Annotated in this window: 20 protein-coding genes; 8 read left to right on the top strand and 12 right to left on the bottom strand. The window is 65.0% G+C overall.

Annotated elements, in window-relative coordinates; genetic code table 11:
* Positions 1 to 72 precede the first annotated feature (72 nt).
* The 6 genes from GVN67_RS05800 to GVN67_RS05775 form a co-directional block, all read right to left on the bottom strand.
* Positions 73 to 444, bottom strand: coding sequence for a hypothetical protein (locus GVN67_RS05800; RefSeq protein WP_159993733.1), 372 nt, complete (start codon positions 442 to 444; stop codon positions 73 to 75).
* Positions 414 to 1,295, bottom strand: a complete 882-nt coding sequence (locus GVN67_RS05795; protein ID WP_159993731.1) for a hypothetical protein — start codon at positions 1,293 to 1,295, stop codon at positions 414 to 416. Before GVN67_RS05795 ends, GVN67_RS05800 begins: the two co-directional genes overlap by 31 nt.
* 143 nt (positions 1,296 to 1,438) lie before the next feature.
* Entirely contained in the window at positions 1,439 to 1,864 is a 426-nt protein-coding gene (locus GVN67_RS05790; protein WP_159993729.1) for a hypothetical protein, read from the bottom strand.
* Positions 1,861 to 2,067, bottom strand: coding sequence for a hypothetical protein (locus GVN67_RS05785; RefSeq protein ID WP_159993727.1), 207 nt, complete (start codon positions 2,065 to 2,067; stop codon positions 1,861 to 1,863). The genes GVN67_RS05790 and GVN67_RS05785 overlap by 4 nt, the downstream gene beginning before the upstream one ends.
* A complete protein-coding gene (locus GVN67_RS05780; RefSeq protein ID WP_159993725.1) occupies positions 2,064 to 2,297 on the bottom strand; it encodes a hypothetical protein in 234 nt (77 codons plus the stop codon). Before GVN67_RS05780 ends, GVN67_RS05785 begins: the two co-directional genes overlap by 4 nt.
* The gene (locus GVN67_RS05775) at positions 2,294 to 2,860 is read right to left on the bottom strand and encodes a hypothetical protein (protein WP_159993723.1); all 567 of its coding nucleotides are present in this window, start codon (positions 2,858 to 2,860) and stop codon (positions 2,294 to 2,296) included. Before GVN67_RS05775 ends, GVN67_RS05780 begins: the two co-directional genes overlap by 4 nt.
* A gap of 229 nt (positions 2,861 to 3,089) precedes the next feature.
* On the opposite strand from GVN67_RS05775, the gene GVN67_RS29935 reads away from it, so the two are divergent.
* The 3 genes from GVN67_RS29935 (at position 3,090) to GVN67_RS05760 (ending at position 7,368) form a co-directional block, all read left to right on the top strand.
* A complete protein-coding gene (locus GVN67_RS29935; RefSeq protein WP_235034972.1) occupies positions 3,090 to 3,440 on the top strand; it encodes a helix-turn-helix transcriptional regulator in 351 nt (116 codons plus the stop codon).
* Between the two features lie 519 nt (positions 3,441 to 3,959).
* The gene (locus GVN67_RS05765; RefSeq protein ID WP_159993721.1) at positions 3,960 to 4,223 is read left to right on the top strand and encodes a helix-turn-helix domain-containing protein; all 264 of its coding nucleotides are present in this window, start codon (positions 3,960 to 3,962) and stop codon (positions 4,221 to 4,223) included.
* Between the two features lie 175 nt (positions 4,224 to 4,398).
* Positions 4,399 to 7,368 carry a class I SAM-dependent DNA methyltransferase gene (locus GVN67_RS05760; RefSeq protein WP_159993719.1) on the top strand — a complete coding sequence of 990 codons (2,970 nt, stop codon included), beginning with the start codon at positions 4,399 to 4,401 and terminating at the stop codon, positions 7,366 to 7,368.
* On the opposite strand, the gene GVN67_RS05755 is transcribed toward GVN67_RS05760, so the two are convergent.
* The 4 genes from GVN67_RS05755 to GVN67_RS05740 all read right to left on the bottom strand — a co-directional run bounded on the left by GVN67_RS05755 (position 7,365) and on the right by GVN67_RS05740 (position 13,157).
* Positions 7,365 to 7,676 (bottom strand): hypothetical protein, encoded by a 312-nt coding sequence (locus GVN67_RS05755; RefSeq protein ID WP_159993717.1) that lies wholly within the window; start codon positions 7,674 to 7,676, stop codon positions 7,365 to 7,367. The genes GVN67_RS05760 and GVN67_RS05755 overlap by 4 nt on opposite strands.
* Before the next feature lie 23 nt (positions 7,677 to 7,699).
* Positions 7,700 to 11,017, bottom strand: a complete 3,318-nt coding sequence (locus GVN67_RS05750) for a hypothetical protein (protein WP_159993715.1) — start codon at positions 11,015 to 11,017, stop codon at positions 7,700 to 7,702.
* Between the two features lie 143 nt (positions 11,018 to 11,160).
* On the bottom strand, positions 11,161 to 11,646 hold the full coding sequence (locus tag GVN67_RS05745; RefSeq protein WP_159993713.1) for a hypothetical protein: 486 nt from the start codon (positions 11,644 to 11,646) through the stop codon (positions 11,161 to 11,163).
* 224 nt (positions 11,647 to 11,870) lie between these two features.
* A complete protein-coding gene (locus GVN67_RS05740; protein WP_159993711.1) occupies positions 11,871 to 13,157 on the bottom strand; it encodes a site-specific integrase in 1,287 nt (428 codons plus the stop codon).
* A 475-nt stretch (positions 13,158 to 13,632) separates the two neighbouring features.
* Here GVN67_RS05740 and GVN67_RS05735 point away from each other — a divergent pair, with 475 nt between their 5' ends.
* The 3 genes from GVN67_RS05735 (at position 13,633) to GVN67_RS05725 (ending at position 15,139) form a co-directional block, all read left to right on the top strand.
* Entirely contained in the window at positions 13,633 to 14,142 is a 510-nt protein-coding gene (locus GVN67_RS05735; RefSeq protein ID WP_159993709.1) for a hypothetical protein, read from the top strand.
* A gap of 97 nt (positions 14,143 to 14,239) precedes the next feature.
* A complete protein-coding gene (locus tag GVN67_RS05730) occupies positions 14,240 to 14,803 on the top strand; it encodes a thioesterase domain-containing protein (RefSeq protein WP_159993707.1) in 564 nt (187 codons plus the stop codon).
* Between the two features lie 24 nt (positions 14,804 to 14,827).
* On the top strand, positions 14,828 to 15,139 hold the full coding sequence (locus tag GVN67_RS05725) for a hypothetical protein (RefSeq protein WP_159993705.1): 312 nt from the start codon (positions 14,828 to 14,830) through the stop codon (positions 15,137 to 15,139).
* Between the two features lie 18 nt (positions 15,140 to 15,157).
* Here GVN67_RS05725 and GVN67_RS05720 read toward each other — a convergent pair whose 3' ends face one another.
* Complete coding sequence (locus tag GVN67_RS05720; protein ID WP_159993703.1) at positions 15,158 to 15,571, bottom strand: hypothetical protein; 414 nt, start codon at positions 15,569 to 15,571, stop codon at positions 15,158 to 15,160.
* 379 nt (positions 15,572 to 15,950) lie between these two features.
* Between GVN67_RS05720 and GVN67_RS05715 the strand changes: the two genes are divergently transcribed.
* The gene (locus GVN67_RS05715) at positions 15,951 to 16,178 is read left to right on the top strand and encodes a hypothetical protein (RefSeq protein ID WP_235034971.1); all 228 of its coding nucleotides are present in this window, start codon (positions 15,951 to 15,953) and stop codon (positions 16,176 to 16,178) included.
* A gap of 106 nt (positions 16,179 to 16,284) precedes the next feature.
* The gene (locus tag GVN67_RS05710; RefSeq protein ID WP_159993699.1) at positions 16,285 to 16,830 is read left to right on the top strand and encodes a hypothetical protein; all 546 of its coding nucleotides are present in this window, start codon (positions 16,285 to 16,287) and stop codon (positions 16,828 to 16,830) included.
* Between the two features lie 2 nt (positions 16,831 to 16,832).
* Here the strand turns inward: GVN67_RS05710 and GVN67_RS05705 are convergent, their stop codons facing one another.
* On the bottom strand, positions 16,833 to 17,078 hold the full coding sequence (locus GVN67_RS05705; protein WP_159993697.1) for a hypothetical protein: 246 nt from the start codon (positions 17,076 to 17,078) through the stop codon (positions 16,833 to 16,835).
* Between the last annotated feature and the right edge of the window lie 243 nt (positions 17,079 to 17,321).

The following is a 17,321-nucleotide window of genomic DNA, read 5'->3' as shown; positions in this document are numbered from 1 at the left end:
ATATTCAGCGGGCCAGACTAGCTTTCTTCTCTCGCAGCCCCGCCCGGTCCTCTGCCGTGGCGGGGTTTGCTTTTAGGCGGCGAACCGAGCGTCGGCCTCGGACGTGCTCCGGCGCGGCGCGCTGGTGCAGCTGCGGGCCCAGGAGAGCGCGTCTTCCCAGCGATACAGCGCACGGGCGGAGAACAGGCTGTACGGCGGCCCACCACCGCGCGTGGCCTTGGTGGCGAGCGTCCGCGGCGACACCGGATAACCGGCGGCGGTCAGCGCGCCGGCCACGGCTTCGCGGGTCAGCAGCGCGTCAGGGCGATCGGGGAGAATGTTCATCAGCGCAACACCTCGCAATTGAGATGTTGTGAGGATGGTCAGGCCGAGATGCCGGATATAGCGACCATAAATCGATCCCGATTTCTGGTTTATGGCTTCCTGGTCGTTAGCTCGCGCCACCGAGCGCGCAGAGCCTCTGTGGCGGACTTCGGCTTTATCTGCGCCTCGAGCGGATGTGTTTCCCTTAGCCAGGCCGAGAGATGCCGGCACTCTTCGGTCAGCGTGGGAGCCAAAAGCCCGTCTGCTGCGCGTTGCGCCATGTGGCTCTCGATCAAATGCCGACTGGTAGGCCGCCCCGACACGCCGCTCCGCTGACCGTCCAGTCCTGGCACGGGCGATGGCAGCGGCCAGGTTTCGGCGACCTCTGCAGTCAGGAAGTAGGCATGATGGTATCTTTGCTTGCCTGCAGCAAAGATCTCGCCCTTCGGAGTGATCCACGCTTGCACGCTGCCGAAGATTTCCGAGGGAACTTTCTCGGCAACTGTCGGGGTATCCCAGTACCAGTGTCCTGGGGTGGCTCGAGCGACGATTCGTTCGCCGGTTAAGGCATCCAACAGTTCGGCCGAGGCAGTGGCCTGCGCGGTACTCAACCGCTTCCATTGCGCCAAGTCGCGCTGCAGCTGCTCGATCAATCGGTCGACTGGAAGGGCATGTGCCGCGACAAGATTGGTGAAGCGGGCAAGCTCCTTTTGCACGGCTCTCTCGGAAAAATCGATGCTCGAGCTTTCCGGCCAGCGTGTCTCGCCATCCCTGATCAGTTCCAGCAGGGTCAGAGCCGGATGCGGTTCGACTCGAGAATCCGGCTCCAGCAGCCACATATGCCGGAAGCTGTTGCGGCCGGTGAGATCGATGTTCACCGGATCCCAGCCAGAAAGCCAGTTTAGCAACTGAATGGCTTCCATCCGTGCCGTTGTCGGCAAAGGCTTCCGCGTTGGTGCCGCCAAGCCACTGGCGTGCATGCCGTCGACCATTCTGAGCTTCTCCGCACAGCTGTCCGCAAGCGAGATGCGGCAGGGCGGCCCGGTGCGGAGTACCGGGCGCGCGGGTGGCCACCCGTGCCCTGCCGAGGTGCAGTATAGCACCCCGGAACAAGCCAGGAACGGACAAGGCCGTGTTACCGGACATTGGCCGGGCGCTCTTGCCCATCGAGCCGCGCCCACTCTCTTCTGGCCGCCAGCCGGATATCGCGGCAGACGGCATAGGCGGCCGGCGCCGGCTGCCCGCCCTCGAGCATGAGGTCGCGCATGGCGTCGAGGATCAGGTCGGCCTCGCGCCAGAAAGAGGGAGTGTCGATCCCCCTCATCCTGTTGGCGAGCTGTCGGCCGAGGTCGGCCGGTGTCTCGGGGAGCGCGCGGCCCAGTTCGATCAGCCGCCGATCCTGGTGCAGGTGGTGCAGCCTGGCCGCCGCCTCGGCGTCCTGGCTGCGCGCCAGGTTGCCGGCATGGGTCAGGTGCTCGTGGCTGGCGCGCTCGGCCACGGTGTCAAAGCTGCGCGGGCACCAGGCGCAGCGGTGGCTGGCGGGGAGGGCGTGGCGGCTCACTGGTTCATGCCCTCCAGCAAGAGGCCGACGAACAGACCGGCCGCGGTGCCGGCTAGCGACCAGCTCAGCAGCGCCAGGCTTACCATGGACCGCGGCGGCAGCGAGCCTGTGCGAATGTAGGCCCGGGCACATTCCCAGCGGGTCGGGCAGACCACCGGCGGCGGCGCATCGTGGGAAATTCCCACCATGGGAGGGCGGATCATGCCTGCGGCCCTCGGACTTCGGCGCGGACAGCAGCCCACACCTGCTCCATGGCCTTCGAAGCCTCGACCCGGAACAGATCCTGGGCCTCGACCAGATAGCGCAGGCCATCCTCGGCCGCGTCGGGGGCGTCCACGAGGATGCTGCGGAGCAGTTCGGAGCCCTGCTCGAGCCGGCCGAGCACATAGTCGACTTCGTTCAGGGCCTCGTTGAGGGTGGGGGTGCTGCTCATGGCCGCCCCCAGGCCGGCCCCCCGATCCTGCTGCCGCGGTCGTCGCAGGCAAGGCAGCAGTCCTCGTCATCCGGCTCGGCGTCGTCGCGATCACCAGCGCCGCAATCGTCGTGGCGCTGGCGGAGACGCAGGCTGTCCAGGTCATCATCGGCGGCCGAGCAGCAGTCCTGCTCTTCCTCGAGGTCCGCTGTCGGCGCATCGAAGCTGTCCAGCAGGTCGATCAGCGCCGCGGCGAGCGCCTCGATCCGGCCGCGCTCCCGAAGTATCGGAGCGAGATAGGCCAGTTCGCGCGGCAGGTTCAGGCTTCTTCTTCTGGCCTGGCCGGCAGCGACCGACGATCTTCTCGGCGACGGGTCAGCGCTGACCTTTTCCCCCAGATTGGGGAAAACCTCGGGATGGCCGGAAGGCATCTCCGTGAGGGGGATGCCCTGCCGATTGATCCCCCGATCCTGGGGAACCAAAACCGAGGTTTTTGCCCTCGAGGGCGTAAACCCCTCGGCGCCGGCGGTGGCCGGTCTTCTGGACGCGCGGACGGGTGGCGCGTTATGCGCAGCAGTAGCCATGGCCTGATGCTCCAGCGTCAGGGTTGTGGTGAGGCCGGGCTGGGTGGTGCAAACACCGAGCTCGGCCGATCTGAGTGCACAAGCGTGATCGCTGCGGAATGGTGGTTCCCACACGCAATCTTCTGGTGCTGATACCCATCTAAGTGGTACTCTAGGTCATCGTCAAGTAGATTTTGGGTGTGGCAACCATATGGCTGTTTCTGGGAACCAAATTCGGGCGGCCCGCGCATTGGCGGGCCTCGAGCAAAAGGATCTCTCAGAGACGTCCGGGGTCAGCATCAACACCATCCGCAATATGGAAGCGCGAGCTGCCGAGCCTGTCCGAGGGCGGTTGGATACCATGGAGCGCGTGGTTGAAGCGCTGGCACGGGCTGGCGTTGAGTTCATCCCAGAAAACGGCGGCGGCGCTGGCGTGCGACTTCGGCGGCCAAGCCTTCCCGGCAGCGAGATCGCCCATCCTGGCTTCGCAGCGACCATGGGCAACGCGCTCCGCACAATGCCTGGAAAGCAGGAGGTTCAGGTTAGCGAGGCTGCTGCCAAGGATGAGGCGCGCCGCAACCATGAAAATTCCGAGGATTAGCCAAATAAGGCACGCGGCCGCACAGGACATAGGCTTTGGGCGCGCCGGCCAAGCATTACGAGAATTAATCTTTGAATTTACCGAATATGGGATCACGATAGGTGAGTCCCTGACTGCATAGATGCAGCTGCCGTGCCTTTATTGTTAAGGTTCGGCAGTAAATCATGTCAAACAGGCCGCCAATCAGCCAAGCTGCCCTAATGTGTGATGTCGCGTCCGCATTAGTCGAGGCTATCGATAGTCTTCTTCGGTACTCTCCAACTCCAATGCGCTCTGCGTATGATTTGCTTAATAATACGATCGTCAGCCTTCCAAACGACGCTCAAATTATGATCAGATTTGAAGCGCATCGGATTTGGGCGCAGCGGGCGGGAGAAACCTCCTAGACGCAAGGGCACGAACCGACCGACATCGCATGATCCGCGCTGCTAAGATCCGCGGGCATCGCCAACCCGCCTCATCAAGCGCTCGCGCCTTGGTTCCTTGAGTAGCGTGAGCCTGGGCTCGCATAGTCCGCCCATGATTTCTCGCGAGCCCGATTCGAACATCTCCCTAACCGGTCCCCAGCTTCGAGCGGCCAGAGCACTCCTAGGTTGGACTCAGCATCAGCTGCATATCGCCAGCGATATTCCGCAGCGGACCATCGCTCGCCTGGAGAACGGCACGGCCGCGCCTCATAGAGCGACCATCCTCGCCATCCGCGGCGCTCTCGAGGTGGCTGGCGTCGAGCTAATCCGGGAGAATGGGGGTGGGGCCGGGGTTAGGCTGAAGAGGCCTACATAGAAGACCGACCTGTCCAGGCTCAGGAGGCACCATCGCCACACGATGGTTCCAAAGATGCATAGTTCCGGTTTAGTACTCATTTAGTTCGTGACCCGTCCGCCACGATCACGTTCTAAGGGAACTAATTATCTCACGGGATCTCGATTAACGCCCAGCGCAATGGAACGGTGTCAGCATGAAAGCCGACGCCTTCATTGCCAAATGGCGATCCAATACCCGGAACGAAGCTGCTGCCTCCAAGGAGCACTTCCTAGATCTCTGCGCGGTGCTCGGAACGCCAACACCGAACTCCGACCCTACCGGGGCAACCTATGCATTCGAAAAAGGGGTTAAGAAGACCTCTGGCACTGGCGGTTGGGCTGACGTCTGGAAGCGCGGCTGCTTTGGGTGGGAGTATAAGTCTCGCGGGGAAAATCTCGAGAAAGCCCACGATCAGCTTCTCCGATACGCCGGCGCGCTAGAAAATCCTCCGCTGCTTATTAGCAGCGACATGGACCGGATGATCATCCGGACAAACTGGACTAATACTGTTTCCGTGCGCCACGAATTCGAACTGGAACACCTACGCGACTCGAAGGTGCGCGGCCAACTAACTGCGTGTTGGATTAAACCAGATCTGTGGCTGCCTACAACAACGCGCCAAGCCTTGACCGAGAAAGCCGCGGCGGACTTCGCAGAGTTGGCAAAGCGGCTGCGGGTTAGGAAGCACGACCCTCAAACCGTCGCCCACTTTGTCAACAGGCTAGTCTTCTGCCTGTTTGCAGACGATGTCGGGCTCCTGCCTGAAGGTCTGTTCGACAGGATGCTCGGCTTTGCCGCCAAGAAGCCAGATAGCTTCACAGATGCCGCAGCCGAACTCTTTCGCGCAATGGGCAAGCCCGGCGGGCGGGTGGGCTTCGAAGCGGTGCAGTGGTTCAACGGTGGCTTGTTCGACGATGATACCGCGCTGCCACTTCAAAAGGATGATGTGCAGCTGTTGCAGAATGCCGCGTCGCTGGATTGGGCAGAGATTGATCCGTCGATCCTAGGTACTCTCTTCGAACGCGGCCTGGATCCTGACAAACGTAGCCAGCTGGGCGCCCACTATACGGATCGAGCCAAGATAGATCTCTTGGTCAACGCTGTTGTAGTCTCGCCACTACTGGAGGAGTGGGCCGCAGCTAAAGCTCGCATTGCGGCCAGCATGGATGCCCGCGCTGAGGTAGTACGTGCTGAAACGACGAAGAGCGAGAAGGCTGCGAAGGCGCTCGCATCCGAAGCCATCACGCAGGAGAGTCGGGCCGCCAAAGCGGGGCTGCTGAAGGAGCGTAAAGCTCGCCTTGATAAGAAAGCATCATTGCTGGGTAAAGCTCAAGGAAGCTACCGGGCCTATCTGGACAGACTGCGAGCCTTCCGCGTTCTGGACCCAGCCTGCGGATCCGGCAATTTCCTCTACCTTTCTCTGCTGGCGCTCAAGGATCTTGAACAGCGTATCGGAATTGAGGCGGAGGTGCTTGGCCTCGAGCCCTCTCTGCCAATGATTGGGCCTGAGGCAGTTCTGGGTATGGAGGTCAATTCCTACGCGGCGGAACTGGCGCGTGTCAGCGTGTGGATCGGCCATATTCAGTGGGCGCGTCGAAATGGATATTCCCCGCCATCCGACCCTGTACTACGCACCTTGGATACCATCCGCTGCCGTGATGCTATCCTTCGGGACGATGGCACCGAGCGGGAATGGCCAGAAGCTAATGCAATTGTTGGCAACCCCCCATTCTTAGGTGGGAAGGTACAGCGTCGAAAGCTGGGCGACAGCTACGTTGACACGATGTTTGGTGCTTATGCCGGCAAAGTTCCACCCGAAGCGGATCTGGTTTGCTACTGGATAGAAAAGGCGCGTAAGGCGATCGAGGCTGGCCGCACCGAACGCGTCGGGCTAGTCGTGACGAATAGTGTGCGGGCTGGTTCCAACAGGAAAGTACTCGACCGCGTCAGAGAGACGGGAGTGATCTATGAAGCTTGGTCAGACGAGCCTTGGACACTCGAAGGCGCATCTGTCCGGGTCTCTCTGATGTGTTTTGCCGCTGAGCATAGCGGTCAGAAGCAATTGGATGGCGATGCTGTAAATGAAATCTTCTCTGACCTGACAGCTGGGGTTAGTGACCTCACGGGGGCACTCCGCCTGCCAGAAAACGCCAACGTTGCGTATATGGGCGTGACGCCTGCGGGATCGTTCGACGTTCCCGGAGAGATCGCTCGGTCTTGGCTGTCTGCGCCAAACAATCCAAATCGTCGCCCAAATTCAGATGTTGTTCGCCCTTACGCTAACGCCATGGACGTGACACGGCGATGGCGTGACGTTTGGACCGCAGATTTCGGATGCGATATGCTCGAAAGCTCTGCGGCATATTACGCCGATCCGTTTGCTCATGTGGCGACAGTAGTCAAACAGGAAAGACAGGCTAACGCCCGCGAAAGCTATCGTCGAAATTGGTGGCGGTACGCCGAACCACGCCCGGCCATGCGCAAAGCAATTGCAGGCCTGACGCGCTATATCGCGACCCCCATGGTGGCGAAGCATCGGATCTTTGTTTGGCTACCCCTCTGCGTCGTCCCAGCAAACTTGCTGAACATAGTCGCTCGCGATGACGACACCACTTTTGGAATTCTCCATAGCCGCTTCCACGAAGCTTGGGCCCTCCGCCAGTGTTCTTGGATGGGGGTTGGAAATGATCCTCGCTACACGCCAAGTACCACCTTCGAAACTTTCCCTTTTCCGGAGGGGCTGGCTCCGAGCGTTCCGGCTGCCCAGTACGCGAATGATCCGCGAGCGCAGCGTATTGCTGCTGCGGCGCAGGCGCTGTCGGAGATGCGCTCCGGATGGCTGAACCCGCCGGAGTTGGTCCTTCAAGTGCCGGAGGTTGCGCCAGGATTTCCCGATCGGATTTTGCCAAAAGATGCTGCCGCCGCTGCTTTGCTCAAGAAGCGTACACTGACCGCGCTCTACAATACTCGTGGCACACCGCAAGGCGCCTGGTTGGACAACCTGCACCGCCGTCTGGATGCAGCTGTAGCTGCCGCTTACGGCTGGCCAGAGGACATCAGCGAAGACGAGGCTCTCAGCCGCTTGCTGCAGGCAAACCGAGCTCGCCTGCGCCTCGGAGCCTAAGCTTCGGCCTCCGGCTTCGACGCCGGCACCAGCGCCAGCACCGCTCCCCCGGCTTGGGGAGCGGGCTTCTGCTGGGACGCCCCGGCACGGTCCATGGTTCGTGCCGCCTGATCTTGGCTCAGCGTCCTCAACAATTCCGTCATCTCCGTCAGCGTGCTGGCTATGGCCGGCAAAACCTTCGTCAGCTGATCGATCTGCGCGGCCTGGAGTACCTGGGCCTGCTGCATGCGCTGGGCCGTCGACAGGATCTCCATGTGAGCCTTGTTGATCAGATGGGCTTCCAGCGCCTGGCGGTCGGCGTCATTCATTCTGATGATCTCCTGCTCGATAGTTAGCGACGGCCGATCGACATCGCCGCGGTCGTCATTTGCTGCTCGCGCTGCAGCCGGTCGACGGCGGCGCGCAGCTCCTGCAGCTCCCCAACGAGGGTGGCGGTTTGCGTCTCGGTGTTCTGGGTCATGAAAGCTTGGGTCAGCGTCTCAGGCGATATGGCGCCAATCCCGCCGAGCGTGTCCTTCACCTGCCGGAATGCATCCGCGTAGCCCGTCCCACTGCCGTAAAGGCCGCGCGCTGCCGTCAGGTAGTCCTGCGAGTAGCTCTGGAACTGGCTAAGCGCCGTCGCATCACCCCCGAGCGCCGCTTCCTGATTGCTCAGATACAGCGACCGAGCGGTCATGAACTGCTCGGACGCGCCGAGCGGGCTGCTATCGCTGTAGTTCAGGCTGCGGGCATAGTCGGCGAGGCTGCCTATCACCCCAGCCGCATTGCCTGCCGCCTGCTTCTCCGCCTGGCTGACTTGCTCGGCGTAGCGCTCCGCAATGGCCAACCGCTCCTGACCAAGGGTCTCCTCCAGGGTCAGCATGCGCTGCGTCACGCTATCCGCGGTGAGACCCAGGCTCTCGAGGTTAGCCTTGAAGGCCGCACGCTCGCCGACGGCAGCCAAGTCGAACGACCGAAGATCGGCCTCCTCATCCTGCCCGGTCGCACGCAACCGGCGGATCAGCAGGTTCTCATCCGCGCCCCAGACAGCCAGATGGCGCTGCTCGACCAGGGCCGAGATCTGCTCGCCTTGCTTTTGCACCAGGGCGTCGGTCGCGAGGCCGAGCTCGGCAGCCTTGGCCCGCGCCGCGTCGAAGGTGGTGTTCACCCCGGCGATGGACAGGTCGAAGGCGCTGACGGCTTCGGCAGTCGACGTCAGCGGCTCATAGACCGACCTGACCCAATCGATATTGCCGAACGCCGTCTCCAGGCTCGCCTCGGCCCCTTGCGCAATCTCCCGGGCAATGACGGCCATGACGCTGTCCGAGCCGCCCGTGAGGTTCCCCAGCACCGAGCGGACCAGGTCGTCGTTGTCCGCCTCGGGGTCCTCGTCATTGCCGAAGTGAATCTGGCTGATGCCCGTGTCTGCACGCAGGCTCAGCCCGCGCCCAGCGATCGAGGAATTCAGGTTCCCCAGCATCGACTGCGTGGTTGCCCGCTGCTCGTCGAGCTCCATGTGCTTGGAGCGCTCGGACAAGATCGTCAGCTGGCCGTTGGCGTCGGTCCCTAGCTGGAAGGAACCCGCCGGGTTGGGCTTGCCGGGGCCGAAGAGCCCGCCGAGCAGGCCGCCGCCGGCGCCACCAATGAGACCGCCGATCAGCGTCCCGATGCCCGGGATGATCGAGCCGATCGCCGCGCCAGCCAGGGCGCCGCCGCCGGACCCGATCATGCCACCAGTCGACTTGCCGCCGACGAGGGTGTTCAGCAGCATACCCGCGCCGAATCCGGCGCCGGCGCCACCCAGGAGGCTGCCAAGGGTCACGGGGGCGCCCGCCTCGGCAGCAGTAGCAAATGCCATCGCAATCGGGTCAGCGCCTGCAACAGCCGCGCTGCCGAGGGACGAGGGCGCAGTCCACAGCGTCGTGCCAAGCGCACCCGAAAGCCCGCCGCTCAGGCCGAGGCTGGATCCGATACCGCTAAGCCCCAGGGCCTCACTGATGCTGCCCAGGCCCAGCGTCTCGCCCAGGTTCGCCAAGCCAAGCGCCTGGCCCACCCCGCTGAAGATGCTGGACGAGCCCGAGACGCTGCCAGCGGCACCAGCGAGGGCGGTGCTGCTCATAAGGCTGCCAACGATCGGCTGCACGATAGGGCGGATGACCGCTTCAGCGCTGATGCGCGCCACAAGCCCCAGGGCGGTGCGACGCATGTTCTGCCACATGCTGTTCCAGCCACCTTCCGTGGCGGTGAACATGTCGGCGAAGCGGTCAGAGCTGTACTGAACGATATCGTCGGTGACGCGCTCCTCCCGCTGCTGGCGCCGTTCGAGCTCGCGCTCCTGCTCCTTCTCGCGTTTCTCCCGCGCGCGCTCATCCGCCTTTGTCTCGGCCTCAGCCTTTCGATCGGCCTGCCCGCGCCAACGATCCAGCAGGCGCTGCACGCCGGCCTCACGCTGGAATGCCTCGCCCTGGGAGCCGTCGGGATTGATCGCGAAGACGTCGACGAGGGTCTTCGCCGCGCCGGCGGCCTTGGCGGCCTTCTCCGCCAGATCCGTCAGGGTCTTGTTGCGGAGCTGCAGCGCTAGGTTGGTCGCTTCGGTAGCAGCCGCTTCAGAGATCTCACCGTTGACGCGCTGAGCACGGATGTCGCGCAGCTTCTGCTCATACTGCTGCTGGGCGGCAAAGCGCTGGTCGAGCTGTGCCCGCATGGCATTGAGGCCAGCGGGGTCGGAGGATGCCGGGCCGAGTTCCTCAGGACCCAAACGCCCCGCATTGTCGAGCCGAGTAAGCGTGGCTCGCAGCTGCTCTGCCTCGCGCTCGGCTCCGGTCAGCTGACTCCGCAGTTCGCGGACACGCACGATGGCCTGGGCTTCCGCCGCCTGATCACGGGCAGAGTCGGCCCGGTAGACGTCAATGCTACGACCCTGGCCGCTCCAGATCTGGCCTACCCGGCTGCCGGCCAGATCGCTGAGATACGCTTCCTCCTCGGCAAGGCGGCGCGCCAGTTCCTGTCGCCCACTCCCCAAGTCATCCAGTCGAGACTGCGCCTGGGTCCGAAGCTGACTGCGCTGCAGGTTCGCTAGCGTGGCCGCGCGCTGTCCGGCAGTCAGGAACAGGTCGTTGATGCTGGAGAGGACCTTGGCGGTTTCCTGGGCGCTGGAAGTCATCGCGTCTAAGGCCGACTGGCCGCGCTCCCGAGCGATGTCCGCGTTGCCGCCGATGTCGAGGAACTTGATGGCCAGCGCGCCTGCGGCGACCGCTGCACCTGCAATGGCGCCGCCGGTGCCGAAGATGCCCAGGAACTGCGGCAGCTGCTGCGACATGGCGGTGAGGGCGCTGGTGCCGCCCTGCACCTGAACCGCGAAGTCCTGCGCCTGGAAGCCAGCTGCGCCCATCGCTTGGCTGAACCGGCTGAAGCCAGAGGCGGAGCCCTGCGCCGCCTGGATCTGGCGCTCAGTGGTCGACTGCAGCGCCGTCATCGTCTGGTTGTAGCGGTCGGCGGAAATCTTCCCTTCGTCGAAGATCCGCTGAACGGTCCTGGCTTCCTCACCATATCGCCGCACCACCGATGCGGCTGTCCCGAGCCGGGATTCGATCTTGTCGAACGACGCATCAATCGACTGGAACCCAGCCGCACCAAACTTGAATTCAAGGTCTGTATTGGAGCCCGACATTCGCAGATCCCCGCGCGGCAAGAATGCCTCAAGTATATTACGGGGATTATGCCAGATGAGGGCGGCGCAGCGAATCGCTAAATGGCAGAAATCGAGAGTATGTCAGCAACCTTTAGAAGGAGCTGCTCTTTATCCATCCGTCATCAAGGGCCTGCAACCCGCTCCAGATCTTCGAGCTCCTTCTTCCACCATTCCAACCCCTGGATAGCGATCTCTTCCGCAGGCTTTTCCATCTTGTCTTTGTCTGGCCCGAACCAATTCTGCGTCAGAATCTGTTGGCCATCTTCGGTTAATAGATCCTCACCCGCTTCGTCCTGAATGCCCGACGGGGCAACGTGGAAACGATATTCCTTCAGCAAGGAATCGCGGTGAAGTTTTATGACGTTGATAAATTCGGGCTCCTTACTAGCTACGTCCCATCTCGCTGTAACGACTGCACCGAAATTGACGTTCTTGCCGCCATCTACCTTCTTCAAGACATGCCCTACTGCTCGAATTAGGGTCACAAGAGAGATCCAGTAGATTCGACGGTCTACATCGTCCTTTGAACCCCGGAAGCGTTCGAGAGCGATCTCGGCATCTTCGAGCACGCGCCAGGCTTCCAGTTTTCTTTGCTGCGCCACGTCCATCCCTCCCGAGCCTTCGTTACGGCTAATGATAGGCACGCCACTGAAGCTTGGAAGCCCCTTTCCGACCTTCCGATGTTCCGACAAACCCGACTGTCCGACCAGCCGTCGGAATGCATTATGGTATTGATAATAAACGATAATCCGACCGGTCCGACTGTTCCGACGCTATTGCGCATGCCCTGGGCTTAGAAACATGTGCTCGGTCAGGCGGGACGCCGAAACGCCTACCTGCCCATGCGTGTAATCGTCTCTTCTGCCACCCGATCGGCCGCGGCCAGCAGCACGGCATCCGCATGGTGGATGTACCGCCGGGTGATGCCGCCGCCCTTGTGGCCGATCATCTGGCCGATGGTCGCATCGCTGAATCCGATATCGGCGGCGAGGCTGGCGAAGGAATGCCGGAGCACATGTGGCGTGACATCGCTCGGCACGCCGCCTGCAGCGCAGACGCGTGCGAAGTAGCTCGGGAAGCCAGACATCACCCCCGCACCGCGGGAAGCAGGGAACACCAGGTCGCCGGCGCCAGCGCGAGACTGGGCATTGAGGATGGCGCAGGCTGCCTGGGACAGCGGGCGCATGCTTTGGCCGGTCTTCGTGTCGGCTAGGCGGGCAGTGCGGGTGACGAGATCCACCTCGCTCCACCTCAGGCCGATGACTTCGCCAGAGCGCCAGCCGGTCACCAGTAGGAAGCGGATGGCCGCCAGGGCAGGGGGCCAGATCTGCTGCTTGCCCTCCTTCCCGTCGGCGCGGTGAGCCGGGCCAGCCAATGCTACCAGGCCAGCACCGATGCCCGCATATTCCTGATCGCTGAGGCGCCGCTCGCGCTGGCTGTCGGCGAAGCGGATAACGCCAGTGACCGGGTTGCTCGCGCAGAGGCCTTTGCGGACAGCGTAGGTGAAGAGGGCGCCCAGCATGCCAACCGTGCGTGCTGCGCTCCCCTTGCCGCCGCGGACGTTCGACAGGCCCCTCGGCTTCCCGGTCTTCTCCCGCTTGCTGGACCTGCCCTCTGCCACGGCGTGCATGAAGCGCTCGACGTCCGCCCGGGTCAGCGATGACAGCTTCATGGGGCCGAGCAGCGGCAGCACATGCGAGCTGATGCGGCTGCGGTCAGTTGCCAGGGTGGTGGACTTCTTCGACGTGCCGCGGCGGGTCAGCAGTCGCCCTGCCTCGGCGTCGGCGAGATACATCTCGCAGAGGTCGGCAATGATGGCCGCCTCCCGCCGCTCCCGCTTCTCAGCTGCTGGATCGCGCTGCTCGATCTTCACTTCGGCCAAAATGGCCAAGGCTTTCTCCCGCGCCTGGTCAGGCGTCCAGGGCGCGCCGTGCTGACCGATGGTTAGGCGCCGCTGCCGGCCCTCAACCGTCCGGAACATAACAAAGTAGGAGACCGTGGCCCCCGCCCGTCGGCGCACGCCGAAGCCGGGGACAGCCCCTGGCCCGGCATCGAAGATCTCGGTGTTCTGGGGGAGGGCGCGGATCTCACGCAGCCCGATCTTCCGCTTGTCCGCCACGTCCTGGGCCTCGCGCTCCGGCTGTTACCCCGGCTCTACGGGGTAACACCGGGGTAACAGCGCGACGCATATCGGCGCAACCTCGCGCAAAGCCTCGCAAACGCATATCGTGGTTAATCAGCGGTTTAACAAACGCCCGCAAGACAGATCAGCCCAGAAAAAACGCACCATTTTACCCTCCGAAGGCAAAGGTCGTACGTTCGAATCGTATCGGGTCCGCCAAATTTTTCAGTGACTTGCAGCCGGTCAGGCAGGTCGCTGAAATCACCGGGTAACCCCCCGGCGTGACAGGCGCAAATCGAGCGCCCCCCCCCAATGTATCCCAGTCGATCGGCGTAAGGTCCTGCGTCTCGCCAGGTCAGGGCTGCACCGCGTCATCCTCCTGGATCAGGCGCGGGGCCCCCTCATGCCCGAGCCCGCGCTTGAGGCCGCTTCTCCCGCCCCATAAGGTTGCGCCTCCCTCCGGAGCCGCTTGATGCGATATCTCATTCTGGCCGCAGCTTTCGCCTTGGCCGCCTGCGCCCAGAAGCCGGATCCGATCGCCCCGCGCGCATCGAGAGCGACCGCATCCAGGACGGCCGCCGCGCAGCGTGCCACGGATCCGGCAGCCGAGGTGCAGCGGCTTCAGGCGACACCGGCGCAGCTGCGCCGCTACGAGCAGGCCGTCGCCAGGGACCTGCGAGATCCGCAATCCGCCCGATTCTCGTCGACCTACGTCGTGGAGAGCGAGGGGACCAAGGGGTTGTGCGGCTTCGTGCGGGAGAAGAATGACAATGGCGGCTACGCAGGCAGGCAGATGTTCTATGCCTCGCTGGTCGATGTCGAAACCGCCAGCTCGCCAACGGCCATTGCTGCGCCGCCGTGGATGGAGCCGAGAATTGCTTTGGCGGCTATCAGAGCAAAGTGCAGGGGGGCCGCTGAAACGGCGGATGTCGAGCTCACCCCGGAGATCGGCCGCGATGCAGGCAAGCGGCCGCGAGGCTGAGACGCAGGGGCGACCGCGCCCTCTGGCTCCCATCGCCGGCCTGGCCTTCCTGGTGCTGCTCCCGGCCTGCGCCAGCACCGTTCCCGGATACCAGGAGGTGGCGCAGCCCATCGCCGCGCCCGAGGTCGGCCGGGTCGTGCTGTTCACCGGCCTCAACTGGTCGGGCGAGAGCTACCGCGCCACCGGCACGGATGCGCTGGCGCAGGACCTCCGGCGTGGCGGCGTGCCCGCCACCGTGCATCGACCCGGCGAATGGGCCCGGGCGGCCGATGACCTGCTGGCCCTGGCCCCCCGGCCCCAAGCCATCGCCGTCTATGGCTATTCGGCCGGCGGCCCGGCTGCGGCGCGATTCGCCCGGCGGCTTGGCGAGGCCGGCCTTCCGGTCGAGACGATGGTGCTGCTCGACGCCTGGGGCTCGGCCGAGGTCGCCTGCAGCGTCCGGCTGACCGTCGCCTATCGCCTGCAGCCCGGCGAGGCGCCGTCGCCGGCCCGCCCCGGATGCGCGCGGGTGCAGGACACGGTGATCGATGCCGATCTGGCGCCCGGCCTCGGCGGGCTCGGGCATTTCAGCGTGGCGGTCGATGCGACGGTCATGCGGCTGGTGGTCGAGCAGCTGGTCCAGGACGGGCGGGTGCGCCGGCGCCCGGCGCCCGGCGGGTGAGGCCCGGCGGGTGAGGCCCGGCGGGTGAGGCGACGGGCAGGCGCCCCCGCGCTGCTGCTGTTGCTCAGCGCGGTCGCCCAGGCGCTGCTGCTCCACGCCTACCGATACGAGCTGGCCGCGCTGGCCCGGGGCAGCACCGCGCTGTTCCCGCCCTACGCGCTGCCCCTCCTCCTCGCGCCGTCAGCCGTGGGGATCGCGGGCTGCCTGGCCGCCCGCGCCCTGCGCCGCCGCGGATCGGCCTGGGCGGGGCCCGTGCTGCTCGCGGCCTTCGCCCTGCTGCTGCTGGGGGCGGGCGCGGCGCTCCATGTCACGCTGCACCCGCTCGACCTGGGATAGCCGAGGGGCGGCGCGCCCTCAGCGGCAGGTGATGACCAGGTAGGGCGCCAGCGTGGCGGAGGGGAGGGCGCCGGCGCCGGAGGGATTGGCCATCGTCTGGCTCGCCAGCTTCAGCCGGGTGTTGGCGAGGCCGTTCAGGCTCTGGCCATGCGCCTGCAGCCGATCGGCGATGACCGCGCCCCCCTGCCCGTAGGTGAACTGCGCGTTGTAGGCGACGGCCTGGCTGCCGGTGTTGCGCAGCTGCGCGTAATAGTCGACGCGCGACCGCGAGCCGTTCGACACGATGGTGTTGTAGAAGGCGTCGACGACCAGCCGGTTGTTGCAGTAGCTGGCCTGCTGCGCCGCGGCCGGGGCCGCGCCGATGACCGTCGCAAGCAGCGCGAGCGCCGCGGCGGCGAGGAGGCAGCGGCACGGCCTGGGGCGCGGGATCATGGCGGCATCGGGTCTCTGTCGGGGCCGGCCATGAATGCCATGCCGGCGCCGGCGTCGCCAATCCGCGGCGTCTATCGGGGCGATGGGCGATGTGACCCCAGCTGACGGCCCCGGCTGGACACCACCGGCATCCCGCCGCTAGCTGACCGGCGAAGCATCCCGAAGGACGAGAAGAATGCCCCTGCAGCAGGCGCTGGAATGGATCAGCCAGCACCGCACCGGCGTGGTCATCATGGTCGCCGTGATGTTCCTCACCCTCTGGCTGAAGAACCGCCGCTGAGGTGGCCTGCCTCGCGCCCGCGGCGCCTTGCATTTCCGCCGCAATTCATGGCGAAGCTGCGGCCATGATCGATCTCTTCCGCTTGAAGGAATGCTGCCTGTGACCTCGGCCCGGCTCTGGTCGCTCGGCGTCTTCCTGGTGGCGCTCGGCATCGCCGCCTCGGTGGTGGGCTGGGACACGCTGCTGTGGATCCCGCGCTGCGTCATGTCCTGGCTCACCTGGCTGCCGGCCGCGGTGCTCGATGCCTGGCGGGCGTCCCCCACCACCTTCGGCGTCATCGCGGTCGGGCTGGTGCTGATGCTGGCGGCGCGCTTCCTGCGGCGCTGAAGCGGCCCCCTCACGCAGCTTTGCGGCCGCGCGCCGCATTGCCGCCGGCTTTCCCCGCAGCCTGGGCGCGTCACCAGGATTGCAACCAGACAAAGGGAGAGACCGCATGCGCACGACGCTCGCCATCACCGCCCTGGCCCTGCTGCCCGCCCTCGCCAGCGCGCAAACCCAATCCCCCGGCCAGGCGCAGGCCCAGGGCCAGCCGATGCCGAAGCTGGTGATCGGCGCCCCCGGCAGCTGCGAGATGACAGTGGACAATGCCCCGCGCCCCTGCAGCAGCGGGCTGGTCTATGTGCAGCACCGCGACGGCGCCATCCTGCTGTCGGTGCAGAGCGGCCGCGGCGTCACCATCGGCTTCCAGGCCGATCGCGACAGCCAGCCGCGGCCGGAGGAGTATCATCTGGGCCTGACCCGGATGCACACCTCGATCGACGGCCGCAGCATGGCCAAGCAGATCAATGGCAGCTGCGACATCAGCATGTCGGCCGATGGCCAGACCTGGCACCGGGCCAGCTGCACGGCGACCGACCGCAGCGGCTCGGTCACCCGGCTGCGCTTCACCGGCAATGGCCAGCAGGTCAGCGCCGCGCGGCCCGACGGCGCCACGCCCGCGGCGCCCCCGGCGCCGGGCAGCGCCATGCCGAAGGGCTGAGCCTAGTCCAGGCTGGGCAGCAGGTCGCAGACCGCGCCGATGCAGCTGCCGGTGGCGCGCAGCCCGGTCAGCACCAGGTCGCCGACATCGCCGGCCAGGCCGACCAGCTGGCTGGCGGTGTCGAGCTGCACGGCGCCCTCGCCCAGCGTCTCGAGCGGGCCGGGCGGCGGTGGCGGCGCGGCCTGCTGGGCGCGGCGGACCTGCTCGGCATTGGCGGCGGCGATGGCGGCGAGGTGCTCGGGGGTCATGCGAGGCTCCGTCCGGTTGCCCTTCTGTCCTGGGCACCACCGCCGCGTCGATCAAGCAAGATGCGCGTGTCCGGCAGGGCGCGACGCCGCAAGCCCTTCAGCTGAAACGGAAAAAGCCTCGTCATCTCCGCGCGAGCAGAGGCGGCCTCCGAAAGGAATTGCCCGGGGCGGCGGCGCGCCGCCATGCTGCGGGCTTCCCGGCATGGAGAGCGCCCCGCATGGCCGATACCCCTGTCTCTTATA

Source organism: Roseomonas sp. 18066 (assembly GCF_902706185.1).
GTDB lineage: Bacteria > Pseudomonadota > Alphaproteobacteria > Acetobacterales > Acetobacteraceae > Pseudoroseomonas.
Note: the sequence above shows the minus strand (reverse complement) of the source record. Positions and strands in the feature narration are given on the sequence as shown.

Excerpts from the sequence above, each read along its gene's own strand:
- GVN67_RS05795 (WP_159993731.1), bottom strand. The coding sequence starts at position 1,295 with ATGGTCGACGGCATGCACGCCAGTGGCTTGGCGGCACCAACGCGGAAG.
- GVN67_RS05785 (WP_159993727.1), bottom strand. The coding sequence starts at position 2,067 with ATGATCCGCCCTCCCATGGTGGGAATTTCCCACGATGCGCCGCCGCCG.
- GVN67_RS05780 (WP_159993725.1), bottom strand. The coding sequence starts at position 2,297 with ATGAGCAGCACCCCCACCCTCAACGAGGCCCTGAACGAAGTCGACTAT.
- GVN67_RS05775 (WP_159993723.1), bottom strand. The coding sequence starts at position 2,860 with ATGGCTACTGCTGCGCATAACGCGCCACCCGTCCGCGCGTCCAGAAGA.
- GVN67_RS05765 (WP_159993721.1), top strand. The coding sequence starts at position 3,960 with ATGATTTCTCGCGAGCCCGATTCGAACATCTCCCTAACCGGTCCCCAG.
- GVN67_RS05760 (WP_159993719.1), top strand. The coding sequence starts at position 4,399 with ATGAAAGCCGACGCCTTCATTGCCAAATGGCGATCCAATACCCGGAAC.
- GVN67_RS05755 (WP_159993717.1), bottom strand. The coding sequence starts at position 7,676 with ATGAATGACGCCGACCGCCAGGCGCTGGAAGCCCATCTGATCAACAAG.
- GVN67_RS05750 (WP_159993715.1), bottom strand. The coding sequence starts at position 11,017 with ATGTCGGGCTCCAATACAGACCTTGAATTCAAGTTTGGTGCGGCTGGG.
- GVN67_RS05745 (WP_159993713.1), bottom strand. The coding sequence starts at position 11,646 with ATGGACGTGGCGCAGCAAAGAAAACTGGAAGCCTGGCGCGTGCTCGAA.
- GVN67_RS05735 (WP_159993709.1), top strand. The coding sequence starts at position 13,633 with ATGCGATATCTCATTCTGGCCGCAGCTTTCGCCTTGGCCGCCTGCGCC.
- GVN67_RS05720 (WP_159993703.1), bottom strand. The coding sequence starts at position 15,571 with ATGATCCCGCGCCCCAGGCCGTGCCGCTGCCTCCTCGCCGCCGCGGCG.
- GVN67_RS05710 (WP_159993699.1), top strand. The coding sequence starts at position 16,285 with ATGCGCACGACGCTCGCCATCACCGCCCTGGCCCTGCTGCCCGCCCTC.
- GVN67_RS05705 (WP_159993697.1), bottom strand. The coding sequence starts at position 17,078 with ATGACCCCCGAGCACCTCGCCGCCATCGCCGCCGCCAATGCCGAGCAG.